This is a genomic window from Kitasatospora sp. SolWspMP-SS2h, assembly GCF_003259315.1.
Classification (GTDB): domain Bacteria; phylum Actinomycetota; class Actinomycetes; order Streptomycetales; family Streptomycetaceae; genus Kitasatospora; species Kitasatospora fiedleri.
This window is the reverse complement of sequence record NZ_QLLT01000007.1, coordinates 62,651-80,577: the sequence shown is the minus strand read 5'-3', so window position 1 is coordinate 80,577 and position 17,927 is coordinate 62,651. Positions and strand designations below refer to the sequence as shown.

The window sequence follows — 17,927 nt, the reverse complement described above, 5'->3', positions numbered from 1 at the left end:
GATGGCGTAGGGGCCTGGCCGGCGCCCGGGTACCGGGAAACGTCAGGCGGGGACTCCGTGCACGATCTTGGGCACCGCGAATTCCGTGCGGACATCGGCCGGGCGCCCGATCAATTGCGCGGCCCGGTTGACGGGCAGGTCAGCCGCCGGACGGCGCTCCCACACCATGACCCCGCCCCAGCGATTCCGTTCGCGGTCGGCCAGCCAGTACTTGGCCAACAGGCCGGGACAGGACGCCCAGTCGTCGACGCCCCGGGACAGATCCGCCTCCAGGTCCTGCACGGACGGATCGTCCGGGCCCAGTTCCCACCACGACACGATCATTGTCGGCAGGTCGCCCGATGCATCGGTCTGCATTTCTCGTGACCTTCGGCGGAGGCCCGGGGGCCGCTACTTCTCGGCGCCGATGACGCCGGCGATGGTCAGGTCGGTGATGAAGACCGGGGAGGGCGCTTCGAATCCGTTTCGTTCCAGATGCGCGAGCAGTTCCATCACCTGGAGGGAGTCGAGGGGGTCGTTGTCGGCGGTGCCGGGAAACAGTCGCCGAGCGAGATGGAGTGCGGTTTCAGGGCCGTGCGACTCGTTCATGCGGTCTCCTGGGGCGGTCGACTGTCGGTCTTCGGCTCGGCGCGATGCTAGCCCACCGCCGTCGGGCGGTGGAAGACCTTGACGAGATGTAAGCAAATTCTTGCTTCGTTATGATGCTAGTCGACTTCAAGGACTTCAAGAGACAGCATCATGTTGCAACCTCTTGACACTGTAGTGCAAGAAAACTACTGTCGCCCCTCGTGATCACGTCGAGCTACGCCCTCAGTGACCGGTTGTGTGGTTTTGTGCCACTCACCACTGATCCGAGTCGGAGATGACTGGCAAGATGGCACGCTATTTCCTTGGGTTGAGCGGCGGCCCATTCCGTGGGGACGAGACGTACGGAATGCCCGACATCTACTTCCATGACGCGAGTGCGGTGATCCTGGCCCCGGACGGCGAGGTGTTATGGGCCGCCGAAGAGGAACGGCACAGCCGCGTCAAGAAGACCACCTGGTTCCCGGCGAAAGCGGTCGCCGCCGGATTACGGGCGCTCGGGATCTCCGCGAACGACATCGACGCGGTCGGCTATTACTTCGACGAGCGGTTCTGCGACCACAGCCTGAACGACATCTACTTCTGGCGTTCCGACGTACCCCGTCGCACGGCCCGCGAACTGATCCACGAGCGGCTCTCCGAACTCGGCTTCGGAGTCGCGGCGGCGGACGTGCAGTTCGTCGACCACCACTCCGCGCACGCCGCCGCGACGCTGCACGGGTCCGGTTGGAGTGAGGACTCGCTGGTCGTCGTCATGGACGGTGGCGGCGGACGGGACTCGACGACCGCCTTCGTCCAGCGCGACGGCGGCCTGCACCGCGTGGGCCGGCTGCCGCTGGAGAAGTCCTTCGGCATGATGTACGCCTACGCGACGCACGCGCTGGGCTACCGCTGGGGCGACGAGTACAAGGTCATGGGTCTCGCGCCCTACGGTGATCCGGCGCGGTTCGGCAAGCTGCTCGACAGGGTGGCGCCGACGGATCCCGTCAACGGCGTACGGCTCAACATCGAAGCGTTCCGGCACGGGCTGTCCGAGAGCGGATGGAAGCTTCGGGCCGCCGACGATCCGTTCGACCAGATCCACAAGGACTTCGCCGCTGCCGTGCAGCTGTGGCTGGAGACCAACTCCCTGCGGCTGATCAGGCACTGGCGGGACGAGACGGGCACGAGGCGCCTGGCCTTCTCCGGCGGCGTCGCGCACAACTCGACGCTGAACGGCCGGATCCTGGCCTCCGGACTCTTCGACGCGCTGTACGTGCATCCGGCCTCGCACGACGCGGGCGCGGCGCTCGGTGCCGCGCTCATCCGGCGGGGCGACTTCCGGGCCCCGTCGTCGAAGCCGTTCGACCCGTACCTCGGAGCGGCGTACGGCGCCGCGGACACGGACCGCGCGGTGGAGGCGTTCCGCCCGCTCATCACGGTCCGTCCTGCCACCGACGCCGTGCGCGAGGCGGCCGCGCTCCTCGCGGACGACAAGATCATCGGCTGGTTCCAGGGACGCGGCGAATTCGGGCCACGCGCACTCGGCAACCGCAGCATCCTGGCCGATCCGCGGCCGGCCGCGAACCGCGACCGCGTCAACTTCGCGATCAAGGCCCGCGAGGGGTACCGGCCGTTCGCGCCGGCGACCACGCCGGAGGGCGGCGACAAGTACTTCGACCTCGGCGGGACCGAGACGTCCTTCGCCTACATGTCGCACGTCGTGCAGGTCCGGCCGGAGTTCAGGGAATCCCTGGGAGCCACCACCCACATCGACGGGTCCGCCCGCCTGCAGATCGTGGACGCCCGGCAGAACCCGCGCTTCCACGCGTTGATCGAGGCCTTCGGACAGGCGTCCGGGGTGCCGGTCGTGCTCAACACCTCCATGAACAACAGCCACGAGCCGATGGTCGAGACTCCCGGGGACGCGATCCGGCTGCTGCTGACGAGCTCGCTCGACGCGCTGGTCCTCGGGGACCTCGTCGTGACCCGGTCGGCGACGACCGGCCTGGCGGACTTCACGGTCGACCTTCCGGTGCAGGTCCGGCTCGAACGGCGGCTGCCGGAGGACCAGTGGTTCCTGGTGGACACCGCGGCGCGCACCTACCACCGGCAGCGGCGCATCAGCGCCGAGACGGCCGCCGTGATCGCGGAGCGCTCGGCGATCACCGCCCCGGTGACCGACGAGGTCAGGGAGTTGTGGCGGCTGCGCTGGATCGACGTCGTGAGGACCGGTGTCGCGACGGAGGGAACGACCGGTGCCGACTAGCGAACCGTCCGTGCTCAGGGGAGGAACCACGCAGATGGACAACGGACTGGTCGACTGGCCCGCGGACGTCGCCTCGAAGTACGTCAAGGCCGGGGCGTGGCGGGACGAGAACCTCTACGAGTGGCTGGTGCGCGGCGCGGACTGCTACCCGGAATCGCTGATCTGCGACGGTGAACGGCAGCTGACGAGACCGGAGTTCGTCGCCGTCGTCGACCGGATGGCGAACGCGCTGCACCGGGCCGGCGTCCGGGCCGGCGAGCACGTGGTGCTACAGATGTCCAACCAGATCAGCGGACTGGCCTGCCTCTTCGCCTGCGCGCGGACCGGCGTCGTCCCCCTGCTGGCCATCCCCCAGCTCGGAACCCACGAGCTGCTGTCGTTCATCGACAGGACCGGTGCGACCACGCTGGTGGCCACGCCGGACTGCCTGGAGACCTGCCGGACCGCCGGGGCGGCGAGGCCGGCCGTGCACCGTGTCCTGGACACCTCCGCGCTGCTCGGAGGCCCGGACACCGAACCGGAACCCGGCTTCCCGCGCACCGCGCCGGACTCGGTCGCGGCCCTGCTCGTCTCCGGCGGGACGACCGGCCTCCCCAAGATCGTTCCGGAGGTCCACCGGGCCTGGCTGTACCTGGGGCGGTGCGTGGCCGACCGCTGTCGCTTCGATCCCCGGAGCGTCTACCTGATCGCGATGCCGCTCGCGCACGGGTGGGCGATGTGCAACCTGCTCGCCGTCCTCGACGCGGGGGGATCCCTGGTCATCTCGCCGACGCCGGCTCCGACGGTGGCTTTCGCCCTGATCGCGCGGTACGGCGTCACCCGCACCGGCCTCAACCCCTCCCTGGCGGCCCTGTGGGCCGACGCGGCGGTGGGAACGCCCCACGACATCTCGTCGTTGCGCACGGCGCTGATCGGCGGGAGCACGCCGGCGGCCGAGGTGCTGATCGGCTTCGGCAAGGCCCTGAACTGCGGCGTCCACCAAGGCTTCGGGATGACGGAGGGGCTGTGCGGCATCCAGCCGCCCGACCTGCCGCAGGACCGGATGCTGGCCGACCAGGGGGTTCCCCTCTCGGCCCTGGACGAGCTGTTGGTGATCGACGAGGCCGGAGACCCGGTCGGGCCCGGCGAGGTGGGCCAGTTGCTGACCCGGGGGCCGTACACGATTCGCGGCTACTACGGCGAGGACCCCAACAACTCCACGGTGTTCACGGCGGACGGCTGGTACATGACCGGCGATCTCGTCCGCCTGGACGCCGACGGCGCGGTGTCCTTCGAAGGACGCATCAAGAACCAGATCAACCGCGGCGGCGAGAAGGTGTCGGAACGCGAGGTCGAGGAACTGCTGCGCAGGCATCCCGGGATCCGCGACGTCGCCGTGGTGGGGGCGCCCGACGACCGGTTCGGCGAAGCCGTGGTCGCCTTCGTCGTCGGTGAGGACCTGTCCCAGTCCGACCTCGGGCGGTTCCTCGTCGCCGCCGGGGCCGCCCGCTACAAGATCCCGACGACGGTCCACCCCCTGGCCGAGATCCCGCTGACCCCGGTCGGCCGGGTGAACAAGTTGGAACTGCGGCGGCTGGCAGCGTCTCCGAACCTCATCGGCGACGACCGCGAATGAGCCGAACGGCGGCCCGGTCCGGGAGCCGATCGTGTTGCGACGTGCGATACATCCGACGAAAGAGGACACCATGCTGCCTGACGAAGAGCGTGCCCGTAACCGCGACGTCGTACGGCGCTACCTCGCCTGCAAGGGCGAGGAGCAGCGGCGGGCCCGCTACGAGTTGTTCGCGGCCGACGGCCAAGCCGGCCTCTGGACGAGCGACAAGCCCCACCCGATCGCCACGCACGGCAGGGAGGGGCTGCGGGAGCACGGCGTCTGGTCCCTCCGGTGCTTCCCGGACTGGGAGTGGTACGACGTCCAGATCTTCGACACCCAGCACCCGACGTTCTTCTGGGCCGAGTGCGACGGGCGCGGCGCCATCCGGTTCGAGGGCTACCCGGACGGCCACTACGAGAACCACTTCCTCCACTCGTTCGAATTCAACGCCGACGGCTTGATCACCCGGCAGCGCGAGTTCATGAACCCGCTGCGGCAGTACGAGGCACTGGGCATCGCCGTACCGCAGATCGTCCGGACGGGAATCCCGACCTAACCAACGAGGGACTACACAGCATGCAACCCATTGCAGCCTACGAGCTGCCACGACTGCGGCCCGACGGTCCCGGCGACCGGTGGCGGGTGGAGCCGCGGAATGCCGCCCTGCTCGTCCACGACATGCAGGACTACTTCGTCAAGGCGTTCGAACCTCCCCTGCGGACGGCCCTGGTCGACGGGGTCGCCGGGGCGGTCGACTGGGCGCGCCGGGCGAAGATCCCGGTGATGTACACCGCACAGCCCGGCAGCATGTCGACGGACGAGCGCGGGCTCCTCTCGGACTTCTGGGGGGCCGGAATGGACCGGCGGGCCGGCGACACCTCGATCGTCGACCGGGTCCGGCCCGACGGCTCCGAGCCGGTCTTCACGAAATGGCGCTACAGCGCGTTCGTCGGGAACGGACTCGAATGGGCCCTGCGCCGTCAGGGCATCCACGACCTGGTGATCGCGGGCGTGTACGCCAGCGTCGGCATCCTCACGACGGCACTCGACGCCTTCAACCGGGACATCCGGCCCTTCGTGCTGTCCGACTGCGTCGCCGACTTCGACGCCGAGGGCCACGCCGCCGCACTCGACCACGTCGCGCGGTACTCCGGGCGGGTGCTCACCCTGAACGAGTTGAGCGCCAGTGCCGCCTGACATCGCCGGCCTGGTCTCCGGGCACGACTACGCGCTCCTGCACCGGGCGGAGTCGGGCCACGACCGGGTGACCTGCCTGATCGGCAGCACGTCCGCGTACGGGTCGGTGCGCTCCGCCGCGTCGTCCGCACAGGCCCACCACCTGCCGAGCCTGCTCCTGGTCCCGTTCCGCCAGCTGGCCGAGCGCGGCTTCGACGCGGTCGACGACGAGGAGGAACTGCTCCTGCTGACCGCCCGCGAGGTGCACGCGTTCTCGCCGGCCGATTTCGAGGGCCTGGCCGACGGGGCGAAGCCCAAGGCCGGCGGCGGCGCGTTCCTGGACACCGACGCCGAGTACCGCGCGGTGGTGCAGCGGATCATCACGGACGAGATCTCCCGGGGCGCCGGCTCGAACTTCGTCATCAAGCGGACCTACGTCGCCGAACTGGACGGTGTCGACGACCTCGCGATGCTGACGGCGTTCGCCGATCTGCTCCGGAACGAGCGGGGCGCCTACTGGACCTTCCTGGTCCGGACCGGCGACCTGTACGTGATGGGCGCCACCCCCGAGCGCCACGTCTCGGTGACCGGCCGGCGGGTGACGATGAACCCGATCTCCGGGACGGTCGCCCGGGACGCGGCCGACTCCGCCGCGGAGAAGGCGCGGCTGCTCGCATTCCTCAGCGACTCCAAGGAGTCCGACGAGCTCTCCATGGTCCTGGACGAGGAGCTCAAGATGCTGGCCTCGTTGTGCGAACCGGGCTCCCTGTCGGTGACCGGGCCGGGTCTGCGGCACATGTCGCGGGTCACGCACACCGAGTTCACCATCGAGGGGAGGACCCGTCACCCGCTGTCGGACGTCCTCGTGCACACCATGTTCTCCCCCGCCGTGACCGGGAGCCCGATCCGCAACGCGTGCCGGGTGATCGCCCGGCACGAGCCGCACGGACGGTCGTACTACGCCGGCTACCTCGGACTCTTCGAGCCGGCGGGGGACTCGACGTGCTCCTTCGACTCGGCCATCAACATCCGCTCGGCGCAAGTGCGGCGGCACGGTGAGGCGTGGCGGATGCGCGCCGACGTCGGAGCCACCCTCGTCCGCAACTCGTCCCCCCAGCGGGAACTGGCCGAGACCCAGGCCAAGGCGGCCGCCGTCCTGAGCGCCGTCTGCGGCAGGGCGGTGGTGCCCGGCGACCTGGGACCGACCCCGTTCGGCCCACCCGAGCCCCCTGCCGCCGACGATCCCGATCTGGCGCGGGCCATCGGCAACCGGCGCACCGACATCAACCCGCTGTGGTTCGGGGCCGCCGCGGCGCACGGCGCCGCCGCCCGGCGGGCGGTCCTGGTGGATGCCGAGGACGACTTCAACAGCATGCTGGCCCATCAGCTCAGCGCGTTCGGGTACGCCGTCGACATCGTGCCCAACGCGCACGCCGTCACGGCGCTCGACGACGACGCGCTCGTGGTCTTCGGTCCCGGCCCCGGCGATCCGTGCGACCGGGGCGACGCCCGGGTCGTCCTCCTGGAACGGGCGCTGACGCAGGCGCTGGCGACGTCGAGGCCGTTTCTCGCGGTGTGCCTCAGCCATCAGATCCTCTGCCGCGTCCTCGGCCTCACCGTCCGCCGGCTCGCGGTGCCGAACCAGGGAGTGGCCAGGAGCGTGGACTGGTTCGGCAGCCGCAGACGCCTCGGCTTCTACAACGCCTTCGCCGCCGTGCCCGGGAACGGTCCGCGGTACCCCGTCCAGGTCACGACGGATTCCGCCGGTGACGTCACCGGACTGGTCGGGCACACCTTCGTTTCCATGCAGTTCCATCCCGAGTCCGCCTTGAGCGTCGACGGTACGGCCGTCCTGGCGGATGCCCTGAGGCGACTGGAGAACCCGTGATCCGGCACCCCTACCTCCTGATCGACGTCTTCGCGCGATCGGCGTTCCACGGCAATCCGGTCGCGGTCTTCTTCCCCGGGACCGACCTGTCGGAGGGGGTCATGCAGGCGATCGGGACCGAACTCAACCTGTCCGAGGTCGCCTTCGTCATGCCGACCGGCTCGCCGGCCCGCTTCCGGGCGCGGATCTTCACACCCACCCGGGAACTACCGTTCGCCGGCCATCCGATGATCGGGATCCTGGCTGCCCTGCACACCCGGTTCGACGTGACGGGCGAAGTCACGGTTCACGTTCCGCGCGGCGAGGTGCGCGGTTGGGTGGAGCTCCGGGACGAGGAACTCTGGGCCGGATTCACCCTGCCGGTACCGCGGGCGTCCCCGGTGGAGGTCCCGACGGCCGAGATCGTCGCGGCACTGGGTGCCGAACCCGTCGCCCCGATCGAGCTGTACGACGTCGGCGCCCGGCATTTCGTGATCGCGCTCGACAGCCGTGACTCCCTGCGCGACCTGCGGCCGGACCACACCAGGCTGGCCAAGTTCCCCGACGTCGCCTTCAACTGCTACACCGGCTCGGGGACGACGTGGCGCAACCGGATGTTCTCCCCCGCCTACGGAGTCGTCGAGGACGCGGCGACCGGATCGGTCGCGGGTCCGTTGCTGGCGCACGCGCACACCTACCGGGACGCGCCGACCGGTCGTCCGTGCCGCATCGAACAGGGCGTCGAGATCGGCCGGTTCTCGGAGATGCACGTCCGGCTCGACCCCGGCGGCGACGGGCTGCGGTCACGGACGTGGGGCCAGTGCGTGACCGTCGGCAGGGGAACGCTCGAATACCCGGAGGACCAGTGAGCGCCCAGTACGAGAGCCTGTCCGGAGCGCACGACGTCCCCTTCCCGGAATGGGAGGGCGAACCGCCGCCGGGACCGTCGGAGCTGCTCGCAGGGTGGCTCGACGAGGCCGTGGAACGGGGCTGCGCCGAGCCGCGCGGGGCTGCGGTCTCCACGGTCGACGAGGGCTTCCGGCTGTCCTCGCGCATGATGACGATGGTCGGGGCCACCACGCGCGGCCTCGTCTTCGCCACGCACACCACCAGCCGCAAGGCGCACGACATCCGCGCGACGAAGTCCGGCAGCGCCCTGTTCTACTGGCGCGAGATCGGTCGGCAGCTGCTCGTCGCCGGGACCTTCGAGCCGGTCGACGGTCGGACGTCGGAGTCGCTGTGGCACGGCCGGCATCCGGCCCTGCACCCGATGAGCAGCTCGTCCCGGCAGAGCGAGCTCCTCGCGGACCCCGCCGAGCTGCGCGATCGGGTCCGTCTGCTGGAAGCCGGAGCGGCACGGCGACCGGCCCCGATGGCACGACCGGACAGGTATGTCGGATATGAACTGCGGGGAACGCACGTGGAGTTCTGGTCGAGTGCCTCCGATCGGCTCCACCGGCGACTCCAGTACACGTGGAGCGGGGAGCAGTGGTGCGTCCGCAGACTTCAGCCGTGACGGCGGGGGCACTCCCCCGGTGTCCCGGTCAGGATGTCGGCGGCGCGTGGTGGCGGGCGAGTTCGGCGGCGAGGTCGCGGAGGCGGTCCCTGGCTTCGGCGGGGCCGTGCACGGTGACGGCGCTCCCGAACGGCAGCAGTGCCCGCACGTCTTCCAGGTGCAGGAAGCGGATCGTCACCCGGTGGCCGTCGGAGGTGTCGTCGTGATCGCCCAGGACGAGTCGTCGGCCGAAGATGCGTTGCGCCCGCCCGACCTGGTGCCGGTCGATGGTGGCGCTGACCTCCACCGAGTGGTCGTGCTCCCACTGGTCCATCAGCGCCGCCGTGACGGTGGCCAGGGTCTGGCCCGGGCGCAGCCGTCGTGGCCGGCCGACCTCGGTCCACGTCGTGATCCGTTCCAGTCGGTACATCCGCGGCGCTCGGGCGCAGTCGGCGATGAGGTACCAGACGCCGGCCTTGGCGAACAGGCCGTAGGGATCGACGACCAGGTCGCGCGGGGCGGGTGAGCGTGCGCTGTCGTACCCGATCCGCAGCCGGCTGCCCCGCCGCACCGCGCCGATCAGCGAAGCCGGGGCCGTGCCGGATGCCTGTGCCTGGCGCCAGGGACGGCTGTCCACGTGTACCACCTCGGTGAGCGGCAGGAGTTCATGAACCCGACGCGTCCGTCCGGCAGCGATCTTGGAGAGGGCGCGGCGGCTCTCGGCCGAGGCGTCGAGCTCCGCGCGCTGCTTGTCGTCCAGCCCGGTGAGCAGCAGGTGGTCACGCTCGTCCGGGGTGAGTCGCGCGAGGTCGAGTCCGGACCCGGGCACCATGGTCACCCCTCCGAAGCGGCCCCGGTGCGCGGTCACCGGCAGGCCGGCGTCACGGAGCCAGTTGAGGTCCCGGGTGATGGTGCGCAGCGACACCCCGAGCGCGGAGGCGAGTTCCTGCGTGGTGGCACCCCGTCTCGATTCGAGGAGCAGCATCAGGTGGAAGAAGCGGTCCGGGGTCACGTCCTCGATCTTCACAGGAATTGCGACACGATGCGGCGCATATTCCGGCCAGGCTGGTGGCGGCGCGACGACGACCCGTCCGTCCGCCGGGCGGGTGCTCCCGCCCATCCCCTGATCCAGAAAGGCGCTCGCGATGAGTGACCGCACGACCGACGCCGGACCGCCGGTGCTGCACCGCCCGGGCTCTGCCGAGTACGACGGGCACCGGGCCGGCTTCCAACTGCGGGAACAGCACCGGCCGGCCCTCGTGGTGGCGGCGCGGGGCGTCGGTGACGTGGTGGCGGCCGTCCGGTACGCCGCGGACGCCCGCATGCCGATCGCGGTCCAGGCCACCGGGCACGCACTCGCCGGACCGCTGGCCGGCGCGGGCGTGCTGGTGTCGACGCGGGGGATGGACGGCGTCGACGTCGACCCGGACGCCGGCACCGCACGGGTGGGCGCCGGAGCGCGGTGGCGCGACGTGATCGACGCCGCCGCACCCCACGGCCTGGCACCGCTGTCCGGAAGCCTGCCCGGCGTCGGCGCCGTGTCCTACACGCTCGGTGGCGGCATCGGGCTGATGGCCCGTCGCTACGGCTTCGCCGCCGACCACGTCACGCGCCTGGAGCTGGTCACTGCCGACGGCTCGCTGTTGACGGTCTCGGAACACGAGGAGGCGGACCTGTTCTGGGCGCTCCGCGGCGGTGGCGGGAACTTCGGCATCGTGACCGAGTTGGAGATCGCCCTGATGCCGGTCGCCGAACTGGTCGGCGGCGCTCTGATGTTCGACCTGCGCAAGACGCCCGACGTGGTGCCCGCCTGGCTGCGCTGGACGGCAACCCTGCCCCCGGAGATGACCTCGGCGTTGACCGCGCTCGGGTTCCCCGGTCAGCACCTGGCGCACGTCCAGATCGCCTACCTCGGCTCGCCCGCGGAGGCCGACGAACTCGTGGCCCCGTTGCGGGCGTTGAAGCCCGTGCACGACAGCCTCCGGACGATCCCCTACCAGCAGTCGCACACCGTGTTCGGTGAGCCGGACCAGCCGCACGCCTATCTCGGCGACAACGTCCTGCTGCGGGCGGTCGACGAAGCGCGCCTCGGCGACGCCGTCGCCCTCTCGGCGCCGGACCAGCCGCTCCCCTCCATCCTCACGGTGCGCCACCTCGGAGGGGCGCTGTCGGCTCCGCCGGAGGTGCCGAACGCGGTCAGCCACCGCGAGGCGCAGTACCTGCTGTGTGCGGTCACCCCGACGGCCGGGCCGGACGCGGAGCGGGCGCGGGCGCTGCACGGCGAACTGTTCGCCGACTGGTCCGCGGACGCCCTGGGCAGCTCGCCGAACTTCACCTTCGGACGCCCCGACCGGCGTACCGCCGCGGACCGGTTCGATGCCGCGCACCGGGACCGGCTGCTGCGACTGGCGCACAGGCACGACCCGGCCGGACTGCTGCACCCCGGCTTCGTCATCGCCTGACCACCTCCCACCTCCTACGAAAGGCCGGCCCATGGGCCTGGTTCACGCTCGGATCGGCAAGCACCGGTGGTGGTTCGCCGGCCTGATCGCCTTCCAGTCGGTCAGCGTCGCCGCCACCCTGTACCTGCCGGCGATCAACGCGGACCTGATCGACAACGGTCTGCTGCGCACCGACGTCGGACACATCTGGACGGCCGGCGGGTGGATGGTGATCGCCAGTGTCGTCCAGTTGCTCGCGGCGGCGCTGTCGTCCTACGCCGGAACGCGGGCGGCCACGGACGTCGTGCACGACCTGCGGTCGGACGTCTACGACAAGGTCGCGACCTTCTCCAACCGGGAGCACCAGGACTTCGGCACGCCGACGCTGATCACCCGCAGCACCGACGACCTGCAGCAGATACAGACCTTCCTGCTCGCCTTCGGCGCCGTGGCGGCCGCCGCGCCGCTCACGGTACTGGGCGGGGCCTGGATGGCCTTCCGGACGGACACCGGGCTGTCCCTCGTCGTCGTCGTGGCGGTCGTCCTGCTGGGTGCGGTGCTGGGGGTGGTCCTCCGTTGGACGGCGCGGGTGTCGCGCCGGATCCAGGACCGGCTGGACGCCGTCAACCGGGTCCTGCACGAGCAGTTGATGGGGCTCACGGTGATCCGCGCGTTCACCCGCGAGCGCTTCGAGACCGAGCGGTTCGGGCTCGAGAACGCGGAACTGGCCGTGGCGACCCGGTCGATGGGGCGGCTGAACGGGACGTTCGTCCCGGCCGTCATGCTGGTCACCGATCTGTCGATCCTGGCCGTGGTGTGGTTCGGTGGCCACCGGGTCACGTCCGGACACCTGCCGATCGGCGGCCTGACCGCCTGCATCACCTACCTGGTGCTGATCCTCGGGGCGGCCATGACGGCCGCCTGGGCGCTGATGATGCTGCCCAGGGCGCTGGTCGCGGCGGAACGCATCCGGGCGGTGCGGGACGCCGCCCCCGTGCTCCGGCCGCCGGGCCGCCCCACCGGCTCGGTCCCGATCCGCGGCGGGCTGGAGTTGCGCGGTGTCACGCTGCGGTACCCGGGCGCCGACGCCGACGTCCTGTCCGGCATCGACCTGACGGTCGAGCCCGGCAGCACGGTGGCGATCGTGGGATCGATGGGCGCCGGCAAGACGACCCTGCTCTCCGTCGTCGCGGGGCTCCAGGACGCGACCTCGGGATCGGTCCGGCTGGACGGCGTCGACCTGCGCAGCGTGGATCCCTCCGTGCTGCGCGGCCACCTCGCGATCGTCCCGCAGCGTTCGCTGCTCTTCCGGGGTACGGTGGCGAGCAATCTGCGGCTGGCCAGGCCGGACGCCACGGACGCCGAGCTGTGGGAGGCCCTGGAGGTCGCGCAGGCCCGCGAGTTCGTCGCCGCGATGGACGACGGGCTCCGGTCACCGATCGTCCAGGGCGGGACGAACGTCTCCGGCGGCCAGCGGCAGCGGCTGTGCATCGCCCGTGCACTCGTCGCCGCCCCCCGGCTCCTGCTCCTCGACGATCCGGTCTCGGCGCTCGACCCCGAAACGTCCGCGCGGCTCCTGGAGGCGCTGCGTACGGCCACGGCCGGCACGACGGTCCTGCTGGCGTCGCAGCGGACGACCGGTGTCAGCGGCGCCGAACGGATCGTGGTGCTCCACGAGGGCGGCGTCGTCGGCGACGGGACGCATCCGGTACTGCTGGACAGCTGCCGGACGTACCAGGAACTGGTGGCCGCGCAGGACACGATCGGGGCGTCGGCATGAGCCGCCGGAAGCGCGGACCCGGCGCGGACGGCGCGGGCTTCGCCGCGACGTCGCGCCGGCTGGCCGGTCTGTTCCGGCACCTCCGGGTGTCGGTGGCCGGATCGCTCGCCCTGGCCGTGGCCGGCGTGCTGGCCAATCTGGCCGGCCCGCTGATCTGGGGCCGCGCGATCGACGCGGTGCTGGCCGGCACCGGCTTCGACCACGTGCAGAACCTCCTGCTGACGGCCGCCGGCCTGTACGTCCTCGGCGCCCTGGCGGGATTCGCCCAGCAGTACCTGCAGAACAGCGCGATCGCCCGCGTCGTGCAGACCCTGCGCGACGACGTCGAGGAGAAGCTCAACCGGCTCCCGCTCCGCTACCTCAACGGTTCTCCGCGCGGCGAGCTGCTGTCACGGATGACCAACGACATCGACAACATCGCGACCTCGCTCACCCAGACACTGACCCAGGTGCTCTTCGGCCTGCTCACCGTCGTCGGCGTCCTGGTCATGATGCTGGGCATCTCACCCCTGCTGACCCTGCTCGCCCTGGTCACGGTGCCGCTGACCTTCGTCATCGGCACCGTGGCGGCGAAGCGGAGCCAACGGCTCTTCGACGACCAGTGGCGACTGACCGGGGAGCTCAACGCGCACATCGAGGAGTCCTACTCCGGCCACGAGCTGGTCACCGTGTTCGACCGCGCGGGCGCGTTCCGCGAGACGTTCGCGCACCGGAACGCCGAGGTGAGGGAGGCGAGCCGCCTCGCGCAGTTCACGTCCGGCCTGCTCGCCCCGCTGGTGCTGTTCATCGGGAACCTGGGGTACGTCCTGCTCTGCGTGGTCGGTGCCCTGCGGGTGGTCAGCGGGCAGTTGACGCTGGGCGGCGTCGTCGCGTTCGTCCAGTACTCGCGGCAGTACTCGCAGCCGCTCGGCATGCTCGCCTCGATGTCCAGCCTGTTCCAGTCGGGCATCGCGTCGGCCGCCCGGGTGTTCGCCCTGCTCGACGAGCCGGAGGAGGCCCCCGACCGGCCGGGACGGCTGCCGGCCGTCCGGCCGCGCAGGATCGCCTTCGAGCAGGTGTCCTTCGGCCACGGCCGCGAACTGACGATCAAGGGCCTCGACCTGGTGATCGAGCCGGGACGGACCGCGGCGATCGTCGGAGCGTCGGGCGCCGGGAAGACGACCCTGATGAACCTGGTGATGCGGTTCTACGACGTCGGCGGTGGGCGCATCCTCATCGACGGCGAGGACATCGCCTCGGTGTCACGCGAGGCGCTGCGCTCCGAGATCGGGCTCGTCCCCCAGGAGCCGTGGCTGTTCAGCGGCACCATCCGCGACAACATCGTCTACGGGAGACCGGACGCCACGCCGGAAGAGATCGAGCAGGCCGCCCGGGTCTGCGGGGTCAGCCACATCGTGCACGCCCTTCCGCACGGGTACGACACGGTGGTCGACAGTGCCGACGAACGCCTGAGCGACGGCGAGCGACAGTTGATCTGCATCGCGCGCGCGTTCATCGCCGACCCCGCCGTGCTGATCCTCGACGAAGCCACCAGCGCGGTCGACGCCCGCACCGAACTCCTCCTCCAGCGGGCGACCTCGCGCCTGCGGGAGGGCCGCACCTGCCTGGTGATCGCCCATCGGCTCTCCACCATCCGCGACGCGGACGTCATCGTCGTGCTGCGGGACGGCCGGATCGTGGAGCAGGGAACACATGCGCAGCTCGTGCGGGCCGGCGGCGAGTACCACCGGCTCAGCCGGTACCAGTTCCACGCACCGACCGCCGTGCCGGCGCCCGACCAGTACTCACAGCGATGAGGAGCACACGTGACACCCGACCTGCCGACGACGCCGGACCAGGCGTGCCCCGCCCGTGCGGGAGGACAGCCGTGAGCACAGAGCCGATGCCCTCCGCCGGCGCCGCCCCCGGCCCCCCGCTCACGGACACCGAGCGGGCCCTGGCCGCCATCTGGTCCGAGGTGCTGGAAGTACCGCACGTCAGCGTGGAGCAGAACTTCTTCGACCTCGGCGGCCACTCCGTCCTGCTGCACATGGTTCTCGACCGGATCACCACCAGGCTGGGCACGAACCCCCCGCTGATCGAACTCTTCCACCATCCGACCGTCCGCAGCCTGGCGGCCTACCTCGACGGGCACGTCCCGGGGCCGGGGACCGGCGCCGGTCGTGCCGAGGGCTCCCGCGCCGGCGGCCGGGCCCGTCTCGCCGGGAGGCGGAACGGGCGGATCGGCCGGCCGACCGCGTTCGGGGAGGGGGAACGGCATGAGTGACCGCGTCCACGACGACGTCACGGCCCCGCGGGAGGACGACGGTTCGTTCGTCGCCGTCATCGGCATGGCGTGCCGTTACCCCGGGGCCGCCGACCCGGAAGAGTTCTGGCAGAACCTGGTCCGGGGCCTGGACAGCGTCACCCGCTTTCCCCCTCGCCCCGTTCCCGGGCCTGCCGGACCGGCGGGCGCCGCGGAGTACGTTCCGGCCCGGGGGCTGCTCGAGGACCCCGAGTGGTTCGACGCCGCGTACTTCGGCTTCTCGCCCCGGGAGTCCCGCGTCATCAGCCCCCAGCACCGGGTCTTCCTGGAGTGCGCGGTGGAGGCGCTGGAGGACGCGGGCTGCGACCCGGAGCGCTTCCCGGGGGCCATCGGCGTCTACGCGGGCAGCACCGACACCTCGTACGCGGAGGTCGTCCGGTCCCGCCGCGAGGAGCTGGGCCCGTTGACGGACATGGAGATCCTGGTCGGCAACGCGCCGGACTACCTCGCCTCGCGGGTCGCCTACAAGATCGGTCTGCGCGGCCCCGCGGTGGTGGTCCAGGCAGCGTGCGCCACCTCACTGGTCGCGGTCCACACCGCCGCGCAGGCACTGCTGGCCGGTGACTGCGACGTGGCTCTCGCGGGCGGTGCGGCGGTCCGCGTCCCCGCGAAGGAGAGCCCCTACGTCGAGGGCGGCATCCTCTCCCGCGACGGCACCTGCCGCACCTTCGACGCCGGGGCGGCCGGGACGGTGGGCGGCGACGGCGCCGGGATCGTCGTGCTCAAGCGCCTGTCCGATGCGCTGGCGCACGGCGACACCGTGCGCGCGGTGCTGCGCGGCTCCGCGGTGAACAACGACGGAGCCCACCGCATCGGCTTCACCGCGCCCAGCGTGGAGGGGCAGGCAGCGGTGATCCGCGACGCGCAGCTGATCGCCGGTGTCGATGCGGCGACCATCGGCTACGTAGAGGCCCACGGCACGGCCACCCCGCTCGGCGACCCGATCGAAATCGCCGCGCTGACCAGGGCGTTCCGCCAGGACACCGACCGCCGCGGCTTCTGCCGGATCGGCTCGGTCAAAACGAACATCGGCCACACCGACGCGGCCGCCGGCGCGGCCGGACTGATCAAGGCGGTGCTCGCCCTCCAGCACGGAGTCATCCCGGCGAGCCTCAACTTCACCGTCCCGAACCCTCGGATCGACTTCGCGGCGAGCCCGTTCGTGGTCGCCGCCGACACGCAGGAGTGGCGCGCCGACGAGGGCGTGCCGCGCCGTGCGGGGGTCAGCTCCTTCGGCATCGGTGGAACCAACGCCCACCTCCTGCTGGAGCAGGCTCCCGCCCCGGCGCCCGCGGACCCCGCGCAGCCCTGGCACCTGCTCGTGCTGTCGGCCCGCACGCCGACGGCCCTGGACGCGGCGACCGACCGGCTCGCGGCCCGGCTGCGGTCGCCCGGCCGGGAGTCGCCGGTCGCCGACATCGCCTGGACGCTGCAGACCGGACGCCGCGAACACGCGTGGCGCCGATGTGCGGTGGTCCGCGATGCCGACGACGCCCTCCGGGTCCTGACCGGCCTCGCCCCGGGCCGGCTGGTCGACTCCGGCGGGCAGGACCCGGCACGGCCGGTCGCCCTCTTCTTCCCCGGCAGCGTCGACTCCTCCCGGACACGTGACCTGCACGCCACGCAGCCGGTGTTCGTCCGGGCCTACCAGGAGTGCCTGAGCGCCGCGGACGCCGGGCACGTCCGCGCGGACGTCGACGTCCTGGCCACCGAACTCGCGCTCGCCCGGCTCTGGCAGTCCTGGGGCCTGCGTGCGGCGGCCGTCGCGGGCAGCGGTACCGGCGCCGTGGTGGCGGACGTCGTGGCCGGGGTCTGCACGGTGCGAGAGGCGGTCCGCCGGACCGTCACCGGAGCCGTGGCGGAACCCCGCACCCCCGGGCTCCCCGTGCTCACCCGGATGCCCGGCCCCGGCGAGGCGACCGACCACCTCTGGATGCCGGTCCTCCCGGAGGGCGGGCGGCAGGACGCGCTGCCCGCCTTGCTGGAGGCCGCCGGTCGCCTCTGGCTCGCCGGGACCGCGGTGCGCTGGGAGGGGCTCCACGCGGGAGCGAAGCGGCGCCGGGTCCCACTGCCGTCCTACCCGTTCGAACGGCAGCGGTACGTCGTGGAGCCGCTCCCGGGCGGGGTTCCCGCGACCGCTGCCGCCGACCCGCCGGGCGGGACGGCCGTCGGGGGGCCGTCCGACCGTGCGGAGGACTCCGTCCCCCGGACCGTCGCGGACCTGTTCGCCGAAACGCTCGGCCTGGAGGCCGTCGAGCCCGACGAGAGCTTCTTCGACCTCGGTGGCGATTCGCTCGTCGCCGTCCAACTGCTGGGCCGCGTCCGCGAATTCTTCCCGGCCGCCGCCCGGCTCGATGCCGCCGTCCTGTACGAGGCGCAGACCCCGGCGGAGTTGGCGGCCCTGATCACCGGACAGACCGTCCCGGCACCTTGAGG

The 17,927-nt window shown here is 71.6% G+C and carries 15 protein-coding genes; 12 read left to right on the top strand and 3 right to left on the bottom strand.

The features are described from left to right. Nucleotides 1-42: 42 nt before the first annotated feature. A complete protein-coding gene (locus K353_RS10440) occupies nt 43-357 on the bottom strand; it encodes a hypothetical protein (protein WP_146616438.1) in 315 nt (104 codons plus the stop codon). 33 nt (nt 358-390) lie between these two features. Further along, the gene (locus K353_RS10435) at nt 391-588 is read right to left on the bottom strand and encodes a hypothetical protein (RefSeq protein WP_111553309.1); all 198 of its coding nucleotides are present in this window, start codon (nt 586-588) and stop codon (nt 391-393) included. Nucleotides 589-862: 274 nt separating this feature from the next. Between K353_RS10435 and K353_RS10430 the strand changes: the two genes are divergently transcribed. From K353_RS10430 to K353_RS10400, 7 genes are all read left to right on the top strand, one after another. Further along, nucleotides 863-2,833 (top strand): carbamoyltransferase C-terminal domain-containing protein, encoded by a 1,971-nt coding sequence (locus K353_RS10430; protein ID WP_111553308.1) that lies wholly within the window; start codon nt 863-865, stop codon nt 2,831-2,833. A 34-nt stretch (nt 2,834-2,867) separates the two neighbouring features. Further along, complete coding sequence (locus K353_RS10425) at nt 2,868-4,448, top strand: AMP-binding protein (RefSeq protein WP_111553307.1); 1,581 nt, start codon at nt 2,868-2,870, stop codon at nt 4,446-4,448. A gap of 70 nt (nt 4,449-4,518) precedes the next feature. After that, nucleotides 4,519-4,983, top strand: coding sequence for a PhzA/PhzB family protein (locus K353_RS10420; protein ID WP_111553306.1), 465 nt, complete (start codon nt 4,519-4,521; stop codon nt 4,981-4,983). Nucleotides 4,984-5,003: 20 nt separating this feature from the next. Further along, nucleotides 5,004-5,624 carry an isochorismatase family protein gene (locus K353_RS10415; RefSeq protein ID WP_111553305.1) on the top strand — a complete coding sequence of 207 codons (621 nt, stop codon included), beginning with the start codon at nt 5,004-5,006 and terminating at the stop codon, nt 5,622-5,624. Continuing rightward, nucleotides 5,614-7,491: a chorismate-binding protein gene (locus K353_RS10410; protein ID WP_111553304.1), complete on the top strand. Its 1,878-nt coding sequence runs from the start codon at nt 5,614-5,616 to the stop codon at nt 7,489-7,491. The genes K353_RS10415 and K353_RS10410 overlap by 11 nt, the downstream gene beginning before the upstream one ends. Then, nucleotides 7,488-8,339, top strand: coding sequence for a PhzF family phenazine biosynthesis protein (locus K353_RS10405; RefSeq protein WP_111553303.1), 852 nt, complete (start codon nt 7,488-7,490; stop codon nt 8,337-8,339). The genes K353_RS10410 and K353_RS10405 overlap by 4 nt, the downstream gene beginning before the upstream one ends. Continuing rightward, a complete protein-coding gene (locus tag K353_RS10400; RefSeq protein ID WP_158585386.1) occupies nt 8,336-8,986 on the top strand; it encodes a pyridoxal 5'-phosphate synthase in 651 nt (216 codons plus the stop codon). The genes K353_RS10405 and K353_RS10400 overlap by 4 nt, the downstream gene beginning before the upstream one ends. Nucleotides 8,987-9,014: 28 nt before the next feature. Here the strand turns inward: K353_RS10400 and K353_RS10395 are convergent, their stop codons facing one another. After that, nucleotides 9,015-9,977: a YafY family protein gene (locus K353_RS10395; protein WP_111553446.1), complete on the bottom strand. Its 963-nt coding sequence runs from the start codon at nt 9,975-9,977 to the stop codon at nt 9,015-9,017. A gap of 133 nt (nt 9,978-10,110) precedes the next feature. Between K353_RS10395 and K353_RS10390 the strand changes: the two genes are divergently transcribed. The 5 genes from K353_RS10390 to K353_RS10370 all read left to right on the top strand — a co-directional run bounded on the left by K353_RS10390 (nt 10,111) and on the right by K353_RS10370 (nt 17,925). Then, nucleotides 10,111-11,427, top strand: coding sequence for an FAD-binding oxidoreductase (locus tag K353_RS10390; protein WP_111553301.1), 1,317 nt, complete (start codon nt 10,111-10,113; stop codon nt 11,425-11,427). A gap of 31 nt (nt 11,428-11,458) precedes the next feature. After that, nucleotides 11,459-13,186 carry an ABC transporter ATP-binding protein gene (locus tag K353_RS10385; protein WP_111553300.1) on the top strand — a complete coding sequence of 576 codons (1,728 nt, stop codon included), beginning with the start codon at nt 11,459-11,461 and terminating at the stop codon, nt 13,184-13,186. Next, nucleotides 13,183-14,982, top strand: a complete 1,800-nt coding sequence (locus K353_RS10380; protein WP_111553299.1) for an ABC transporter ATP-binding protein — start codon at nt 13,183-13,185, stop codon at nt 14,980-14,982. Before K353_RS10385 ends, K353_RS10380 begins: the two co-directional genes overlap by 4 nt. A 71-nt stretch (nt 14,983-15,053) precedes the next feature. Then, complete coding sequence (locus tag K353_RS10375; RefSeq protein WP_158585385.1) at nt 15,054-15,452, top strand: phosphopantetheine-binding protein; 399 nt, start codon at nt 15,054-15,056, stop codon at nt 15,450-15,452. Continuing rightward, complete coding sequence (locus K353_RS10370; protein ID WP_111553297.1) at nt 15,445-17,925, top strand: type I polyketide synthase; 2,481 nt, start codon at nt 15,445-15,447, stop codon at nt 17,923-17,925. The genes K353_RS10375 and K353_RS10370 overlap by 8 nt, the downstream gene beginning before the upstream one ends. The last annotated feature ends 2 nt before the right edge of the window (nt 17,926-17,927 follow it).